19 protein-coding genes and 1 pseudogene are annotated in these 16,955 nt (G+C 67.2%); 2 read left to right on the plus strand and 18 right to left on the minus strand.

Going from position 1 to position 16,955, the window contains the following annotated elements; genetic code table 11:
• Positions 1-202: 202 nt before the first annotated feature.
• The 5 genes from ACLIVD_RS41270 to ACLIVD_RS41290 form a co-directional block, all read right to left on the minus strand.
• On the minus strand, positions 203-1,042 hold the full coding sequence (locus ACLIVD_RS41270) for a hypothetical protein (protein ID WP_491933548.1): 840 nt from the start codon (positions 1,040-1,042) through the stop codon (positions 203-205).
• A 524-nt stretch (positions 1,043-1,566) separates the two neighbouring features.
• Positions 1,567-1,923, minus strand: coding sequence for a type II toxin-antitoxin system PemK/MazF family toxin (locus ACLIVD_RS41275; RefSeq protein ID WP_491933549.1), 357 nt, complete (start codon positions 1,921-1,923; stop codon positions 1,567-1,569).
• The gene (locus ACLIVD_RS41280; protein WP_037232310.1) at positions 1,920-2,132 is read right to left on the minus strand and encodes a ribbon-helix-helix domain-containing protein; all 213 of its coding nucleotides are present in this window, start codon (positions 2,130-2,132) and stop codon (positions 1,920-1,922) included. The genes ACLIVD_RS41275 and ACLIVD_RS41280 overlap by 4 nt, the downstream gene beginning before the upstream one ends.
• A gap of 239 nt (positions 2,133-2,371) precedes the next feature.
• Positions 2,372-2,524 carry a hypothetical protein gene (locus ACLIVD_RS41285; protein ID WP_491933550.1) on the minus strand — a complete coding sequence of 51 codons (153 nt, stop codon included), beginning with the start codon at positions 2,522-2,524 and terminating at the stop codon, positions 2,372-2,374.
• Between the two features lie 54 nt (positions 2,525-2,578).
• Positions 2,579-3,355 (minus strand): VOC family protein, encoded by a 777-nt coding sequence (locus ACLIVD_RS41290; protein ID WP_491933551.1) that lies wholly within the window; start codon positions 3,353-3,355, stop codon positions 2,579-2,581.
• Between the two features lie 337 nt (positions 3,356-3,692).
• On the opposite strand from ACLIVD_RS41290, the gene ACLIVD_RS41295 reads away from it, so the two are divergent.
• Positions 3,693-4,004 carry a class I SAM-dependent methyltransferase gene (locus ACLIVD_RS41295; protein ID WP_491933552.1) on the plus strand — a complete coding sequence of 104 codons (312 nt, stop codon included), beginning with the start codon at positions 3,693-3,695 and terminating at the stop codon, positions 4,002-4,004.
• Positions 4,005-4,140: 136 nt separating this feature from the next.
• Here the strand turns inward: ACLIVD_RS41295 and ACLIVD_RS41300 are convergent, their stop codons facing one another.
• Complete coding sequence (locus ACLIVD_RS41300) at positions 4,141-4,548, minus strand: PIN domain-containing protein (protein ID WP_491933553.1); 408 nt, start codon at positions 4,546-4,548, stop codon at positions 4,141-4,143.
• Positions 4,549-4,556: 8 nt separating this feature from the next.
• A complete protein-coding gene (locus tag ACLIVD_RS41305) occupies positions 4,557-4,784 on the minus strand; it encodes a FitA-like ribbon-helix-helix domain-containing protein (protein WP_491933554.1) in 228 nt (75 codons plus the stop codon).
• Positions 4,785-5,182: 398 nt separating this feature from the next.
• Between ACLIVD_RS41305 and ACLIVD_RS41310 the strand changes: the two genes are divergently transcribed.
• Positions 5,183-5,347: a hypothetical protein gene (locus tag ACLIVD_RS41310; RefSeq protein WP_491933555.1), complete on the plus strand. Its 165-nt coding sequence runs from the start codon at positions 5,183-5,185 to the stop codon at positions 5,345-5,347.
• A gap of 146 nt (positions 5,348-5,493) precedes the next feature.
• Here ACLIVD_RS41310 and ACLIVD_RS41315 read toward each other — a convergent pair whose 3' ends face one another.
• From ACLIVD_RS41315 to ACLIVD_RS41365, 11 genes and pseudogenes are all read right to left on the minus strand, one after another.
• Positions 5,494-6,969, minus strand: coding sequence for a sensor histidine kinase (locus ACLIVD_RS41315; RefSeq protein ID WP_491933556.1), 1,476 nt, complete (start codon positions 6,967-6,969; stop codon positions 5,494-5,496).
• Positions 6,970-7,332: 363 nt separating this feature from the next.
• Positions 7,333-7,542: a hypothetical protein gene (locus ACLIVD_RS41320; RefSeq protein WP_491933557.1), complete on the minus strand. Its 210-nt coding sequence runs from the start codon at positions 7,540-7,542 to the stop codon at positions 7,333-7,335.
• A gap of 167 nt (positions 7,543-7,709) precedes the next feature.
• A complete protein-coding gene (locus ACLIVD_RS41325; protein ID WP_491933558.1) occupies positions 7,710-8,204 on the minus strand; it encodes a hypothetical protein in 495 nt (164 codons plus the stop codon).
• 137 nt (positions 8,205-8,341) lie between these two features.
• The gene (locus ACLIVD_RS41330) at positions 8,342-8,491 is read right to left on the minus strand and encodes a hypothetical protein (protein WP_181450714.1); all 150 of its coding nucleotides are present in this window, start codon (positions 8,489-8,491) and stop codon (positions 8,342-8,344) included.
• Positions 8,492-8,841: 350 nt separating this feature from the next.
• The gene (locus tag ACLIVD_RS41335) at positions 8,842-9,642 is read right to left on the minus strand and encodes an N-formylglutamate amidohydrolase (protein ID WP_491933559.1); all 801 of its coding nucleotides are present in this window, start codon (positions 9,640-9,642) and stop codon (positions 8,842-8,844) included.
• Positions 9,643-9,784: 142 nt separating this feature from the next.
• Positions 9,785-10,510, minus strand: a complete 726-nt coding sequence (locus tag ACLIVD_RS41340; RefSeq protein WP_491933560.1) for a DUF8176 domain-containing protein — start codon at positions 10,508-10,510, stop codon at positions 9,785-9,787.
• A 24-nt stretch (positions 10,511-10,534) separates the two neighbouring features.
• On the minus strand, positions 10,535-11,764 hold the full coding sequence (locus ACLIVD_RS41345) for an insoluble domain protein (protein WP_491933561.1): 1,230 nt from the start codon (positions 11,762-11,764) through the stop codon (positions 10,535-10,537).
• Positions 11,765-11,878: 114 nt separating this feature from the next.
• Positions 11,879-13,258 (minus strand): CpaE/TadZ family protein, encoded by a 1,380-nt coding sequence (locus ACLIVD_RS41350; protein ID WP_491933562.1) that lies wholly within the window; start codon positions 13,256-13,258, stop codon positions 11,879-11,881.
• Positions 13,259-13,260: 2 nt separating this feature from the next.
• Positions 13,261-13,608, minus strand: coding sequence for a hypothetical protein (locus ACLIVD_RS41355; RefSeq protein ID WP_491933563.1), 348 nt, complete (start codon positions 13,606-13,608; stop codon positions 13,261-13,263).
• Positions 13,609-13,744: 136 nt separating this feature from the next.
• Positions 13,745-14,458, minus strand: a pseudogene (locus ACLIVD_RS41360) (FtsK/SpoIIIE domain-containing protein); the annotation flags it as partial.
• A 32-nt stretch (positions 14,459-14,490) separates the two neighbouring features.
• Positions 14,491-16,635 (minus strand): FtsK/SpoIIIE domain-containing protein, encoded by a 2,145-nt coding sequence (locus ACLIVD_RS41365; protein WP_491933564.1) that lies wholly within the window; start codon positions 16,633-16,635, stop codon positions 14,491-14,493.
• Positions 16,636-16,955 lie beyond the last annotated feature (320 nt).

Here is a 16,955-nt window from a genome sequence, read left to right on the forward strand (position 1 = left end):
ACGTGGCGTCTCCGGCGGCAAGGACTCCCTGTTGTCCTCGACCTTCGTCCGGCGCGTCGAACCGGATGTGCCGGTGGTGTACTTCGACCCGGACTCGACTACAACGAAACCTACGACACCAGGGACATGTCATCACCAGGTCACAGCACACGGCCCGCACCCCGGGGGTCGGGTGCGGGCCGGACGTCAGAGAAGACGCAGCCTATAAATCGCTGATATCCCCGTACCGCGAAAGGGCCGCACCCAGCGCCAGTGTCATCGCGCTGACCAGCATGATCGCCAGCGTGGCGTGGTGCGGATTTAGCTGATCAGTGCTCGCGCCGTGAATCGTGGCATGCCTCGCGAGGCCCGTCGGCGGCGTTTGATCCGGATGCCACTCCACGAGGAACGGAATCGCCGTCGCCATCGGCAGGAAGTACCGCAGGAACGGCCAGAGCGCCCTTTCATCTGAGTTGCTGTACTGGGCCAGGTCCGCGAGCATCTTCCTGTAGCTGCCGGCTAAGTAGGTTTTCAGGTAGGTATCACATACCACGACAGCGAGCGCCTGAGCCGCTTCGTAGTGACCGTCAATGAACGCATCCACAGCCTTTCGCGCCAGGACCGCGCTGTCTGCGACATCTTTATGGACGGACGCCTTCAGAGCCTCCCGACAGTCCCGCCCGAGCTCGTCGGTTCGTTCACTAATGATCTCCATCCGAGCCTCGGAGTCCCGCGCATCCAGAAGGTCGGCGACAGTCGCGGCACGAGGAACATAGAAGATCGCGATGCCATCATTCTCGACGATCTCCTTAATCTTCGGAAAGTCGAGGTCCACACCATCCGGCCAATTCGGGGGGTAGGCCTCACGAACTATCCCGGTAACCATCTCCTCCAACTGGAAGAGACGGGACCACGCGGGCTCAAGCGAACTGGTGAAACTGGCTTGAATCCGCTCCAACTGCTGCTCGTGCAGGGCGAAGGCCTGGTTGACCAGAAGCCGGTTATGGTCGATCTGGCCAATCAGTCGCACGACGGCGCTGTTCAAGTTGACGATGGTCGCCATCGCTATTTCCTCCGTGTCGAAACGAGCGCAGCCCAGGAGCATCACACCGAAACGGTACGGGGATACCCGCTCCCGCCAAATTTCGAACACCAGCGCCTGACCTGTGGTTTTGTGCCCAGATCGGACGGGGACGGTGACGTTGTTCTACGCGCCGCGGCGGGCGCGGGCGCCCTCGACCACGGACTGCAAGAGCACCCAGGTACCGCCGACACAGGTGGCCGGCAGCACCTTGCCCTTGATGGCCTTCAGCACGCCCTGACGGGTCAAACCGAGGCCGTCGGCGGCCTCCCTGCCCCGACACCAGCGGCGGGAGGTCCATGCCGTCGGTGAGACGGTCGAAATCGGCGGTGCTCAGCACCCGCGGCGACCGCAACGACCACGGGTAGGTCCCCAGCACCGCCAGCGCCGTCGAGGTGGCCTGCCGCACCGATTAGGGCCGCGCGGCGGGATCGGAACGGCCGCCGCGAAAGTGCGACGGGTGCCCCACCTGATGAACCCGTCAGACCGACCGCAGGGGACGCGACTCAGAGCAGATCGAGATGCAGCCGCAAAGCTTCGTCGAGCGCGGCAAGCGTTCTCGTCGAAAGCTTCCCGACCGGGTCACCGTCGAGACGACGCACCGACACCGAACGAACCTGTTCCGCTTGAGCCTTCGACTCACGCGGCATACCCGATTCGTCAGGTTCGACGAGAACCTGAAACGCGAACACATGTGCGGTGTTACTCGTCAACGGCACCACAGTGACCACCCCCTGACCGAGCCGCTCCGCCGTCGCATTGGCGCGATCATTACTCACCACAACGGCGGGTCGACGCTTGGCCGCTTCACTGCCCTGCGCCGGATCAAGATCAACCCAGTGCACCTGACCCCGGCGGATCATTCGCCATCTGCCGAAGTGACGTCCCAGTCGTCGTCGACACCACCCTCGACAAAAGCCGCCGCGTAATCGCGCTCGAGACCCACCTCCCCGAGCATCCGAACCGCGGCTCGGATCCCCGCCGACCGGCCACCCAGACCGTGGTCACGAACGTACGCGTCGAGGACGCGAGCGTCCTCGTCGGGCAAACTGATCGTGAACCTCGTCGTCATACTGCAATCATACTCCAGTATGAACGGGCAGGAAGAGCCCGAACCAACCGCCGGCATTCAGGCGGCCCACCACGATGCGCGGATGCTCCGATGATGGCCAACCAGTCCACGTGCAGCGAAAACTCCCCGCAACGACGCCGATCCCACGCCCAGACAATCGCTCCACGAGTGAGAATTTCTCGTGAACGGCCGTCCGTTCCCTGACGCGCGCGTGCTGGCAGGGCCCTACTCGGGGTCCGTCACCACCTCGACAGGGCGTCGGTGGTTGGTCGCGGCAGGGGCAGCGCGGGCATCTCGGTCAGGGCGTTCATCGCACGACCGGGCTGATCCGGGCCGCCGTCGAGCAGCGCTGCCGCCTCGTCCGAGCACCCCGGCTGGCGGCCCGCGATCACCCTCGGCGCCACCTCGCACGCACCAGCTGTGGGCGGGTAGCCCGACGGGAGCGTCTACCCCTGTGCGCCCGGCAGCGGGGAACCCGCCGTGAACGTCGCACCGAACGGATCGGCGACATCGGCGGTCCGCCCGTACGGCATATCCGTCGGATCGTCCGCGGTGCCCCCGCCGGCCCGGGCGGCGGCGACGGCCGCGTCGGTATCGACGACCTGGAAGAGCGTGCCCCAGGCGGACGCCGATGCGGACGGGTCGCCCACGACGCCACCGATCTCGTGCCCATCCGGTCTGCGCAGAAAGCTGAAGTCCACGCCGGGCAGGTCGTCGTTCCCGTCCAGGGTGAAGTCGAACACCGCCGCGTAGAACTCCCGCGCCGGGCCGGGATTCGGGGTCACCAAGTCGTTGCGCAACAACGTGTTCGGCTCGTTCACGAGTTCGCAGCCGACGTGTGCCCGCCCCTGCCACAGGCCGAACTGCGCCCCGGACGGATCCCGCACCATCGCCATCCGACCCTGGTCGGCGATGTCCATCGGCTCCATCAGCAGTGCGCCGCCCGCGGCGGCGGACCGAGCGACCGTCGCATCGAGATCGTCGGTCGCCAGGTAGACGTTCCACCAGAACTCGGTGGCGTTCTCGTCGGGATTCGGCATCAGCGCGGCGACCTTGTTGCCGCCGAGCAGACACATCGTGTACCGCCCGTACTCCTCGGGCCCGACGTCGAATTCCCAACCGAAGACCGCCCCGTAGAAGGACATCGCCCGGTCGAGATCCGGGATGCCCAGGTCGATCCAGGTGGGGGTGCCGAGTGACTGATTCGTCGTGACCGCGCTCATCGCTGCTCCTCAGCTGTCCGGGTACCCACTCGACGCTAGCCCGCGCCACCGACATTCGACGGCAGAGCCACCGGATTCGCCGTCGCGGTCCGCGAACCGACGGCACCTCCCGTTCGGTCCGCGTTTCGCCACGAGCACACCACTGAATGGCACACTGCGCTCATGACCGCCGCCGGCCCATTCGCGACCGCCTGGGACGAACTCGAAGCCAGATCGCTGCTCGGCCACGGTTCCGGCACACCGGTCCGCGCGGCCTTCGAGGGACACCGACAGCGAGGGGCGTCGCCGATGTTTCAACAGCCCGTCCGCCGGCGCGGCACGTGCGCCCGATGGTGCTGTGGCGACACGGATCGTCATCACACTCGCCGATGTCACCGGCAGCATCCTCTCCCCCATCAACTCGGATCTGTGCCAATTCGATTCCGTCGCCGCGAACTTCGTCTTGCAATGCTTGCCGGGCACCTGGACGGAGAACGATCGGGCATTCAGGCACATGGCCCAGGCCACGGCCAACGACGGGGTGTTCTTCGGCTCGACCATCCTCGACACCGGTGTGCACCCCACTCCTCTCAGCCGCGCCCTGAACAGCCTCTACATCGGGCCTATCAAGCCGTTGTGCTGCTGGTTTATCTGGCCTCCTAGCCGGTAGATTTGGGTTCTTCCACCTACTAGCTGTTTCGATCACGCAAAACGGCAACGCTGGAACGCAACTCACAATTCTGTGCCCGGCCCGACCCAGGGATGGCCTGGAGAGTCGAACCGCACTCATCGAGGACGGTGGGCCGTCAGACGGTCGGCTCCCACGGGTTGAAGCAGCGGACGCCGAGCAGATCGAAGTGCTTGGTGTTACGTGTCACCAGGGTCATCTCGGCGGCCTGCGCGACGGCGGCGATGAGAGCGTCGTCGAACGGCGCATGCTCGGGCACCCGGTAGGTGGCCAGCACCCGTGCGGCCGGCAGATCGAACGGCAACACACGGTCGGCGAAGGCCGGCAGCACCCGCTCCTCGAACCACCGGCGCAGGACCCCGCCCTGCTCCGGATCGGATCGCTCCTTGGCGACCACACCCCGCTCGATCTCAGCGATGGTCATGGCCGTCACGAACTGGTCGGCCACCGGCACCGACGCCGACCAGGCCCCCACCGACCGGTGACGTCCCCGAACCCGCAGCGCGGACACCACGTTGGTGTCCAAGACGTACTTCACAACTCAGCAGTTCGGGCAGTCAGACCGAGGCGTTCGGGCTCGAACTCGATGTCGGCACCCTCATCTGTGCTCAACAGGTCGACGAGCGTGACCGGCTCCCGCTCAAGGGCCTCACCGAGAATCTCGCGCACCTCCGCCTCGACGGACCGGTCATGCTGCTTGGCACGCGCCCGCAGTGCAGCCTTGGTACCCGCGGGAAGGTTACGGATCAGGATCTGCTCCACAGCGACCACCTCCGATATCACGCCAACGATATCAGTTTGCCCGATCGCGAGACCTTCAGAATTTCGTTCCCTCCTGTTGGGGCATTCAACGCGTTCATCACCACACGATGCCGTCTCGGCGTCGCAGCGTCTCTGCGTATGAAGATCACGGGGTCACCAACCGTCACCCGGGATGCAGATGCTGATCCACTCGATCGAGTCGTGTGATGTATTCGAGGGCATTTCTTCTTGGAAACCACTGGAAAACCGATCGTCAGACTGAAAAAGTCCCGAGGATGGATCGGTATCACCCCTGGCAACACCGCTACTCGTCGCGTCATGGTCAGCGTTCGACAAGCATCACCCGGCAACGCGCAACGAGCAACCGCCGACACACAACGTCGGCGGCGGCACTAGTGATGCCCGAGCAACACCCGGACCAGCCACCGAACCTGATGGTCGCCGCAGCCGGTGCCGTGGCCGGCGTCGCCGCAGGCGCGCTCGTCGGTAGCAGCATCGCCCTGGCCTTCGTGATCGGTGCCGTCCTCACCAAACCGCAATCCGGCGAGACACCCCGCCACTAGCACGGCGGTCGGTGATCATCCCGCGCCCGGAAGGGCGCGTAGACGCGGACCTCAGGGCATCGGCGGGCTGTCGTGACGACACGAACGAGACCGAGAAGGCCATCAGCGGCGGTCCTCGACTCGGGTCGCGGTGGCTAAGTCACAGGTCACCGGGTCGGCGGTCCATCAGTGACTTGTGGAGACGCCTTCGGTGCGGGTATCGCCCAGTCGACCGCCGTCCCCGGCCCCAGGTCGCGAAAGACCGCGTGACCGCCGAGCCGCTCGGCACGGTCCCGGATGTTCGTCAGTCCGTGTCCTTGCGCAGCTCCCGCCGCGATTCCGGTGCCGTTGTCGCGCACGGTCAACACGAGGCCGTCGTCGTCGGCGGTGACCCGGACACTGCACACGCTCGCCTGTGCGTGGCGGGCGACGTTGCTCAGGGCCTCACGCAGGACCGCCAGCAGTTCCGCCCCGGCCTCGCGGCCGGAATACCGGTCGACCGGTCCCTCCACACGAACGTCGGGGGTGAAACCGAGCGCTGCGGCGCTGTCGTCGACGATCTCGCACACCGCGGCACTCAGGCTGCCCACATCCCCGGACCGCGCGGCCGTCGTGGACTGGGTGAGATCAAAGATGACGGCCCGTAATCCACGCACGATGCTGTCGGTCTCGTCGATCAGTGGGTCGAGTTCGGCCGACAAGCGGGGATGCCGGACGCCCAGCGAGGTCAGCGCCAGACCCAGACCGAACACACGCTGGAGGGTCACATCGTGCAGATCCGCCGCCATCCGGCCCTGTTCGTCATCACGTGCGCGGGCCCGCTCCGCCGCCATGAGTTGTTCGTTCTGCGCCAGCAAGCTGGTCCGCATGGTGTCGACCGCGCCGGCGATGATCGCCACCTCCCGGGGCCCGTCGGTGTCGATCTCCCGCCTGTAGTCGCCGCCGGCCACCGCGCTGATGTCGGCGAGAAGATGATCGATCGGCCGTGTCAGCAGCCGCCGCGTCAGATACACCGCGGTCACGGCCATGGCCACGGCGAGAACGAACGCGACGACGGTCGCGATGTTCGCCAGGGCCTGCGCCGAGTGGACTCGGTCGACCTGCTCGGTGACCAGGATGTCGGTGCGGGCACTCAATGCCGCGAGCCGTGCGCGCAGGTCGTCGAACAACTCCTTGCCCGTCGCGGTCGTCGACCCGATCCGATCCGGTTCGCTCGCGTTGTCGCGGCGCGCGGCGATCTGCGGCTCCGCTGCCCGCGTCCGCCACGCCTCTGCCGCCTCGGCGGTCGTCTGCAGCGCTGCCCGTGCGGCCGCATCCTCGGCGAGCAGCGTATCCAAGCGGGTGTGCAGGGCTGCCGCGTCACGCCGGCCCTCGTCATAGGGTTCGAGGAACTGCGGATCGCCGGTCAGGGTGTACCCGCGTTGTCCCGTTTCCTGGTTCAGATACGACGTGGTCAGCTCGGCCACGGCCCGCTGCGCGGGCCGCAGCTGCTCGGACAGGTCGTCGACAGATGCTTGGACCGCCAACCTCCCGTACACCGAGAAGGCCGTGGACACCGCGAACAACGTCACCAGAATGCCGATAGCCAGCCACAGCAACGTCCGCAACGAGACCCGCGCGGTTTTCGCGCTCGAATCGGTCATCGAGTGCCTCTCGCACTCGCAGAACCGGCCGAGCGGCGCCAAAACACGCCGACCCTCATCGATTCCACACCGTCACCCTAGGCCCCACACCCTCGGCAGGGCGGGAACCGGCAACCGGGTCCATCATCGCTCCCGCGACTCGATTCGGTGCACCGGTCCCTGTCCACCGAGCGCACCCACCCCGACCACATCGGTGACGGTCCCCCATCGCCGGCAGTCTTGGTGCAGCCGAGACAGGCGCGGACCCGTGGTCGCGGCGTGCGCATCTGACCGGAAATCCATGCGCTGGTGTCCGGGACGCCCTCGGCGACGGTATGCGCGCGGTCCACACCACCTCCCGGTTAAGGGTCCGCTCCGAGGTGGTCATGGCGCCTGCGCACAGCAGTCGATGCCGTGGCGGTACTGCTCGGTGATCTCACCGACCTCCCGGGCCATCCAATTCAGCTCCTGCCGCCCGTCGTCGTCATCGGCGGTCAAGTCCTCGAACCGAACCGCAGGACCGCGGACACACACCAACGCCATCTCGTTCTCCGACAACGTCTGCCACAGCCGTTCTACCGCGGGCAAGCTCATGCCGCCCATTGAACCGCAGCACACCTCACCGGTGCGGGAGCCCGGTCGGCCAGGTCGCACCCGCAGACGACCATGCGTGCCCACCGGGCCGATGACCTCGACAAAGGTGCCGATCCCGTCCTGCCCGTCCCCCGGGTGGTATCTCACTGACGACGCCGCGCCAGCCGCTACATCTCCGCCGTTGTGGTTCGGTAGGTCTTCGCCGCAGCGATACCGTCGTCGTAGTCGCTGACGTACTCCCCGGCCGCCCGGTCATACAGTGAGCCGACCGCTGCTGGATCGTGGGCCATGAACACCACGTCGGGCCGTCCGTTGTTGTAGCGGCTGTAGGTGTCATAGTCCCAGCCGGCGGGGGCGTAGTCGTCGTTCCATGCCAGACGGGCGACGGGGACGAATCCGGCGTCGGCATAGATGTTCGGTAGAACCGTGTCGAAGCAGTCGAGGCGTCGTCCTCCGAGGACGGTGGCCTGGCGCAGCATCGAGGAAGCGGCGTTGGGATGGGCGCCGTCGTTGTGGGAGAACACGGAGACCACTTCATCGTCCTTCAGAGCGATCCCAGCTTTTCCATCCTCGGTGACGAGCATCCGCATATCGGCGTATTCATTCTCGTCATAGACGTAGACCGAGGATGCGTAGCGGTTGTTTCTGGTCAGTTCCAGCATTTGGGTGCGGTACAGATCCGCATCCGACGGCGGTAGCTCGTACAGCGTCGGGCTCGAGAGCCCACGCGCCGCGAAGTCGGCTCGTTCGGAGTCAGGCCGGTTGTATGCGGCGAGCGGGTCGACTCGGCGGCCACCAATCAGAAGCCGAGTGCTTCGGCTTCCTCGATCTTCTCGTCCGTCCAGACCTGCTCGATCGCCTTGCGCTGCTCCGGCGGCAGATCGGGCGTCCACCGGTACTTCCTCCAGAACGCCTCCCTGCGCTCCTGCGTCATCTGCTCGTGATTCATTGCTGTCAGCTCCTTCGGTTCGAACATCTTCCCCAGTGTTTCGGGCGCGGCTCAGTGCTTCGATTTGGTTCGCACGCAGTCTGTCACCTGCAGCCAAGCGGCGCTCGAGGTCGCTTCGTGCGGGTCCGGCTTCGCTCTTGATCGCCGACCGCAGGTCTTGTTGGCCACCGGGTGTGGCGTCGTAGAGGGCTTGGATTTCGGCGTGGTTGGATTCGGCCTTGATGAGCCGTTGCTGGAGGTGGACGGCGTGGGGTTGGGCGTCGAGGTCGCGGCGGGCTTCGGTCAGCCGCGCAGCGGCGCGGGTGAGACGGTTGCGCATGTGCGGGGTGCAGCGTGGTCCGGGCTTGGGTTTACACATCGGCGCCGACCTCGGTTGCGGTGTCGATGAGTGCGGCAAGGTACGTGCCGAGCTGTGCGACCGCGTGTTTGCCGGGGCGACCATCAACGGGCAGGTAGGTGTCGCGGCGCAGCTCGATCATCACGGCGGATACGCATTCGTCGCGGCCGTAACGGTCGAGCGGCACGTAACACCCGGTGTAGGGCGTGTTCTCAGCGATCTCCCCAAGTGGCAGGAAGGCCCGGCGCGTTGCGCTCGTCAACCAGTCCGGTGTGTGAAGGGGATCCGTGCCGATGCACAGCGCTGGTCGCACCGCGGCCGGGTTCTCGAATCCAGACGGGCGTTCGGGGTAGGAGTGCACGTCGATGATCACTGCTCGTCCGCATGCGACGATGCGGTCGGTGACAAGCTCGGCGACAGCGCGGGCGTACGGACGGAAGTACTCGTCGAGGAGTGTCTCAGTGTCGGCGAATGGTTCGTCCCTCAAGGGTCTGCCGTCGCAGGTGCGGGTGTAGACGGCACCACGGCCAAAGGCAGCGGCCGGTTCGGAGGCGTCGGGGAACCGTTCGGGGTCGACGACCAGTCGGGACAAGGTGTTCTTCACGATCCACGGATGGGTGCGGGCGTGGTCGGCGCCGAGTGTGGCGATCAGGTCGGTGTCGGTATCGGTGGCCTCGTCCAGTTCGGCTTCGAGTGCCGCGTCGTCGAGCAGCAGCTGTGCGCGGATTTGCGGGGGAATCGTGCGTGAGGCGTGCGGTACGTGCAGGATCACCGGCGATGATGGGTGACCTGGCAGGATCGAGAAGCTGTTCATGCGTTCCTTTCGTGAGATCGGCTGGCGGACAACCTTGGCCGTAGGTCTGAACCGTGGCCGGTGGTCGAGCGCTCCGCCCGGACTACGTCCCCGTTCGGTCGGGTTCGTTGGCGGCAGCGAGCACTCCCTCCGGGCTAGTGACTCAGGTGAAGACATCGACGTACCAGCGCCCGTCGACCTGTTGGGTGGTGACGGTCTGGGTGCCGCGTTTGACCGGCTGGGCGGGTTGCATCACGGATAAATCGACGAGGTAGACCCCGTCGGACAGTTCGACGGTGCGGAGGCAATAGTTGGTGCCGATCGGGACCGCGTCGATGACCTTCTGCAGCTCGGGACCTGGCAGCACCGAGGAGGTGGGGGTGGCGAGGCCGCGGGCGGCTTCGCCGTTGCGCAGGCTGTAGTAGGCGTGGTTGAACGCTGCGATCACGCCCGCGCCGCTCTTCTGGTCACCGCGGTCGGCCCGGCAGTCCCCGTCCGACGCGGATGTCTGTTCGACCTGTTCGGGGTCGGGCAGGTTGAGGATGGGCAGCCCGTTCTCCTCGGCCGCTGCGGTGGCGCTGGTTGTGGCCGCGGTAGACGCGGTTTCACTGTCTCCGTTGCGCAGCTGGCTGATGGCCACCCCGGCGGTCACGGCGACGGCGGTCACGGCGACGGCGGCCGCCGCGACGGCGGCCACCGTTTTCTTTCCCGGCCCGCGGCCGCCGCGGGCCGGCGGTAGCGGTGACCGGGGTGGGGGCGGTGGTGTGGCCGGGCCGCCGGGCGCCGTGGTGCGGGCGCCCGGCGGGTTGCCGGCGGTGGGTGAGCCGTCGAGGAGGTCGATCACGGCGGGATGCCGCGACGGCTTTCGGCTCAGGGTCGGCTTTTTCATGGTGTGCCCCCGCCTTCTTCGGTGTCAGTTGGCGGCCGGAATGCCGCCGCCGATGGCGTTCGAGAGCAGGTTTCCGGCCAGGCCGGCGGTGGCGTCGGTGAAGAACGTGTTCAGGGCGCCATCGACCTGGTCGATGATCTGTTCGCCGCCGGGCTGGGAAGCGACGAAGTCGCGGGCCTGCTGGTCGATCGCGGGCGCAGCGTGGGCTGTGTCCTGTACGGCGTCGGCGGCGGCCTGCCCGACCGGGCCGGAGTTCTCCCAGTCGGTGAGCACGGTCTCGGTCTGCGTCGTCACGGCCGGCTGATCGATGTCCGGGAGCTCGATCTCCTTCGGTTCGCCCTTGTCCCCGGCGGCGATCGGGGTCACCGCAGCGACCGCGACCGCGCCGCCGACGACCGCGCCGAGCGCTGCCGCGGGAAGCCCGAATGTCGCGGCCCCGGCTGCAGCACCGGCGCCGGTCGCGATGGCCCCGACCGGTGCCCAGCCGATGCCGGGGATGAACGCGTTGCCCGCGGTAGCGCCCACGAGTCCTGCGACGGTGCCGACAGCGGCCCCGCCGGCGATGGCGGCAGGAACACCGGCGGCAGCAGCACCGGTGACCACTCCCAGTGCGCCGGCACCGACTTGTGCGGCGGCGATCCGGTCGGCCCGGTTCGTTTCCACGCCGATCGACCGCCAACCGGTCGAGACCCCTGCCTGGACAACCGACATCGTGTTGTTGGTGCGGTCCCTGTCCAGGTCGCTGATCCAGTTCGGCTGCTTGATGTGCAGCTCACCCAGACGAAGGGTGTCTCGGGGCGCGATGAACGGTGCGGTCGGCTCCACCGCGGTCGGCAGGTGCAGCTGGTCGAGCTGCACCGGCGCGAGGTTGTAGTTCTCTGGCTCGACATACGCATTGGTGTCGTAGTCGTAGTTCGGGAGCGGCTGGTACTCGATGTTCTGGTACTCGGCGGGCGGCTCGACCCAGTACACCGGTTCCGCCGGGGTCTCGGGCACGTATGCGGGCTCGGGTGTTGGTGTGGGGGTGGTGGTTCCGCTGGGGGTGTCGCCGCCGGTGACACCTTCCTGGGTCTCGCCGCCCGTGACACCGCCCTGGATCGGGTCGGCGAACGCGGACGGGGACAGGGCAATGCCGGAGGCCAGGGCAGCGGTGATCACTGCCAGCGCGGTGGCAGCCTGGGTGGCGCTGCGGCGGCGGTGCCGGCCTCGGGCGCGGCGAGCAGCCCGGTTATCGGTGTTGATGTCGTTGCTCATCGAGCATCGCCTTTCATCTGGGTTCGCCCCTTTTGGGAGGGGCCGAATCTTCATGGAATGGGAAGGATCGGAGGTAGGACGGTCACGCCCGACCTGGCTGGCCGGGCCAGCGCATCAGCCCACGGCGCCCGCCATCAGGTCGACAACGGTGGCCGCGAGCACGGTCAACGCGTCCTGCGTCTCCCGCCGCAACTGGCTGAGCGCAATGCGTTCGCCGGAGGCGAACAACGGCTCGAACGGCATCCGGCACACCCTCAGCGCGGGGAGCGCGTTGACAACCTCGATCTCGACCATCGGAACGTCCCCGGGCCCGGCGGTGATGACAACGACGGTGCGGGCGAAAACGTCGGGCCGGACTGCTGCGATCGTGGCGAGGGTGCGCTGGGCGGCCGCGGCGGCGTCGCGGCGCAGCGGAACCGGGAGTATCACCGCGTGCGCGGCCGTGATCGCCCAGCGCCAACTCCCGGCATGGCTGGAATTTCCGGTGTCAGCGACCAGGACGTCGCGGTGACGGCCGAGGATCGCCCCGAGCGCTGCGGCGTCGTCGTAGCTCAGGGGCGAGTCGGCCCCGTCCCGCTCGGCGATGATGTCGGAGCCGGACGGCTGACGCGTCAGGTAGCGGGCAAGCGTCGACGGCCGGACGTCGGCGGCCGCCGGGTCGATCGCGGCCAGCAGGCCGACCACGTCCTTGCCCGCGGCTGGAGGAACGGCCACGCGATCAGCGAAGCTGCCGCCGACTTCGCCGAGGTCCATGCACGTGACGGTGGCGGGGCCTCGGTGCTCGGCCAGCGTCTCGGCCAGGCTGATCGACATCGGGGTCTTGCCGACGCCGCCCTTGAGGTTGGCGATGGTGATCACTGCGTCCTCGGGGAGCGGGCGGGCGATCGTTGTCTGCGAATCGCGCAGTCGCCTCTCGATCGAGTCCGTCTTCGGTGCGAGCTCGAGTCCGAGTATGGCGTTGAGTCGGCCACGCACACCGAGCCGAGCAGGGTCGCTCGCCGCAGGGTTCGCGCGCGGCGCGGACAGCTGCGGGAGCACGTCCAACGGGCCCGCGATTGGGCCTGTGATCGGCTCGGTCGGCCGCTGCCCCACTAGGGAAGGTGTGGAGACACCGAAGTGCGGCGGGGCCGCCTCGTAGGCGATCTGTTCGGCCGCCACGACCACCGGTCCGCCCGGCGGCGTGGCGACAGGCTCCGTCGCCACCGGTTCGGGCCCGGTCTGCGTGACGGTCGGCAGGGGCATGCTCGGGGCGCGTTCTTCCGTCTTCCCGTCCGGGCCGACGGTCAGGAACCGAGTGTCCTTTGCCGTCCGGTAGACGACCTCGACGTCAGCGCCCTGGGTCTGCGCCATGGTGTGCAGGAACTCGTGCACAACAGTGGAGAGGGTTTTGCTCTCGTTCGCCTCCAGATTCATCGGAGGCACGTCGGCGTCCGCCAGGGTGGCGCGGGCAGTGGTCGTGGAGGTGATCTCGACATCAACGGTCGGCGGCGTCATCGTCAGCTGCCCCCGAAGGCACTGGCGCCGGACAGTGCCGTGTCCATGTCGTCGACGACGGCCTCGGCCGTTTCCAGCTCGGCGAGGGCCTTGTCACGGGCGCTTCCCTCGGGCAGCGCTTCGATGACGACGCGACGCTTGGACGAGGCGTCCCGGATCTCTGCGAGCCGCTCGCGGGTCAGCTCCTGCTCCTCACTGAGCTTGGCCAGCCATGCTGGGACCGAGCTCTTGAAGTACTCGCGCAGCGATTTGATGACAGGGTCGTTCGCACCCTTGGCGACGAACGGTCCGCGCAGCGCGGCCACGTCCTCGGTCGTCGGGGTGATCGACTGGGAGATACGGCGGCTCATGGGTGTTCCCTTCGGTGGTGGTGTTGGTGGAGCTGAGGTCAGTCGCCCTGGAAGGCGTTGTCGAGGAAATTCGGGAGTTCCCGCGAGTACCAGGTCATCGGCGTAAAGGTTGTTTCTGCGGGGCCTCAGGGGTTCGGATCTGCATGGCGGTGGGCCGATCGTCGTCGCCGAGCGCGATGCCGCGGCCCTTGACGGAGGTGTCGACCTCACGGCCGACGGTCGAGTCGCCCCACATCATCAGCGCACCGTCCTGCGACAGGTTGCCGAGGCTGATGCGGGTACCGAAGTTGTCGCGCGTGTTACCGGAGGCGCCACCGAACAGGCTGGCGTCGGGGCGCTGCACCCCGAGCAGCAGCCGGATACCGGCCGAACGGGCGAGAACAGCGAGGTCGGCCCACGCGCCGAGCGGGTCGAGTTCTTTGAGCTGTTCGCGGGTCTCGTCGTCACCGGTCTTGGCCAGGCGCTGCCACTTGCCGGACAGGATGAAGAACTCGTCGACCGCGACTATGAGCCGCTGAAGGTCTGTCGGTTGTGCCCGGTTCTCCTGAACCCATGCCAGCCGCGCGTGCATCTCGCGGTGCAGTGCTCGGATGAACTCTGCGGCGCGCAGTGCATCGCCGATGATCGTGACGCAGTTCGGTTCGGTTTCGAGGCCGTCGAATTCGATCGTCTTCGGGTCGATGCCGACGAAGGGAATGCCGCGGCGGGCGGCCTCGGTCAGCAGGGTACGGATGGCCGTGGTCTTGCCGCCACCGGTCGGGCCGACGATCAGGCAGTGCGGTCCGGCTGCGTGGGAGGAGATGTTCCAGGACAGGGTTTCACCACTAGCGGCCCTCGCGTAGGGCAGATGCATGTCGGTCACTTCAGGTGGGTTCGCGGTGGTCATGCAGGCGCTCCTACGAGGTCGGGTTCGGGGAGGACGACGACGCCGGTGGCGTCGAAGGTGATGCGGGTCTTCACACGTCCGGTACCTACGGTCAGGACGGTCTCGACGACATCGCCCTTGGCGCCGCGGCGGACGTCGACCGAGTCGACGGTGACGGGGACGAGTCCGCCGTTGTCGTCGTCGACGAGGACGGTCTGGCCGGCCACTACTGCAGAGGCCGGAATGACGTCCGAGAAGTCGTCGTCGCCGGTGGGCGCGGCGTCCACAGTCGACGACTCGGCGGACGTGCCGTCGTTGGTGGCGGTCGCGCCGATGACGATCGGCTCGGGAGCACGGCCGTGCCTGCGTGCCCGCGTGGCCAGGGCGCGTTCGGTTTCGATGAACGAGGCCAGCTCCTGCGAGTAGCAGGTGAACTGCGGGGCCTCGGTGGGTTTGAGGCCGTCGATGATCGCCTTCTCGCTCTCGGCGAGCTGGGTCCACTTGTTGGGGTGGCGGTCCACGTTGGGGGTCCACCACATCTGTGCGTCGACCGGGTTGCCGTCGTCGCCGAGCGCGATGCCGCGGCCCTTGACGGAGGTGTCGACCTCACGGCCGACGGTCGAGTCGCCCCACATCATCAGCGCACCGTCCTGCGACAGGTTGCCGAGGCTGATGCGGGTACCGAAGTTGTCGCGCGCGTTACCGGAGGCGCCACCGAACAGGCTGGCGTCGGGGCGCTGCACCCCGAGCAGCAGCCGGATACCGGCCGAACGCGCAAGAACAGCGAGGTCGGCCCACGCCCCGAGCGGGTCGAGTTCCTTGAGCTGTTCGCGGGTCTCGTCGTCACCGGTCTTGGCCAGGCGCTGCCACTTGCCGGAAAGGATGAAGAACTCGTCGAGGACCGCGATCATCAGCGGCAGCTGCGAGCCCTCGATCTTCATCTGGTGGATGTAGGCGTTGCGGGCCATCATCTCGGTGTGCAGTGCGCGCACGAACATCGCTGCGCGCAGTGCGTCGTAGATGATCGCGCCGCAGCCGGGGTAGCCCTCGAGGCCGTCGAGTTCGATCATCTTCGGATCGACGCCGACGAACGGAACTCCGCGGCGGGCGGCCTCGGTCAGCAGGGTACGGATCACCGACGTCTTGCCGCCACCGGTCGGGCCGACGATCAGGCAGTGCGGCTTGTTGGAGCTGGTGGAGACGTCCCAGTACATGATTCGGTCCGCGGCACCGGTCGCATACGGCAGGTGCCGCAGGTTCTCGTCGACCAATTCGAGCGGGTGGTCGACGCGCGAGGGCATCGCGGTGACCAGACGCATCACCAGGTGGCCCTTGTCGGGGTACCAGTCGGTGGTCCAGTTGCGGCCGGACTCGTGCTGCCCTGCCAGGGAGGCGAGGGCTTCTTCGACCTTGAGCTGGAAGCCTTTGGCGCCTGCGTTCATCGACTTCTCGAACGCAATCCGGTAGCCGGTCTCGACGCCGGCCTCGTCGACAGTCTCTATGGTGACCTTCGGGTCTTTGAAGATCGAGGCGTCGTCGAGCGCGCTCTGGAGGACCTTCTGGCGGTCGGAGCGGGTGTCCGGGGTGATGGTCTTACGGGCGATGATGATGCGGTCGTGGTGGGCCTCGTGGCGGACCTTGACCTCCCACTTGTCACTGCCGGGGAACGCGGCCGCGATCGCGCGGGAGACCTCCTCGAACTGCTTGGGCCGAATGACGGTGCCGCGGTGCAATTTGATCGTCACGCGGCGGATCACATGCCACCCGGGCGGGAACGAGACGGCGATCTTCTTCGGCAGGTGTCCGGTGCCCTGCCGGACCACCGATTCGAGCATCTGCGACCACCTGCGCATGCGGTGGCGCAGGACGTCGACGATGACGAGCAGGGCAGCGGCGGCGACGAGCAGCACCCGGTAGCCGTGCAGCTTCGTCAGTACCTCGACGACCGTCTCGTTGCCGGCGGCCGCCGACATCAGGCGCGGGGAGTACACAGCAACGCCCGCGGCGACGACGACGATCGGCGAGAGCGGGGAAAAACGGCGGATGCGCGTCGGCTGGCCGTCCTCGCCGACCTGATTGCCGCGACCGCCGCCGGAATCGCCGAAGATATCGCGCCACGTCGCGACCAACCAGTCCTTGAGTGGGTCGTGATTTCCGCTCACCGCCTGTGCCTTTCGATCGTTTCGATCCTGAACGCCGTCCAGGGGGCGTCTTTGAGCACAGTGACAGAAACCCGCGATTTTCCTCAACGGGGTGTCCCCCTCGTGTGACGCACACCGGCGGTGCGGTGAACACCGCTCTCGCGCAGGATCTCCAGGCCGGATTGCCGAACCCTCAACGCGTTCGACTCGCGCCCTTGACGGGTGCTCTGTTCACCGCCTGTGTGTGCGGTGGTTGCATCGGTATGTCGACCGCTGCGCCGGGGGACTCTGTCGACCGCTGTTCGGCACGCTCGTTCGAGCGCTCTGCGGGGGCGTTCACC

The sequence above is a fragment of the Rhodococcus sp. G6(2025) genome (genome assembly GCF_058628105.1).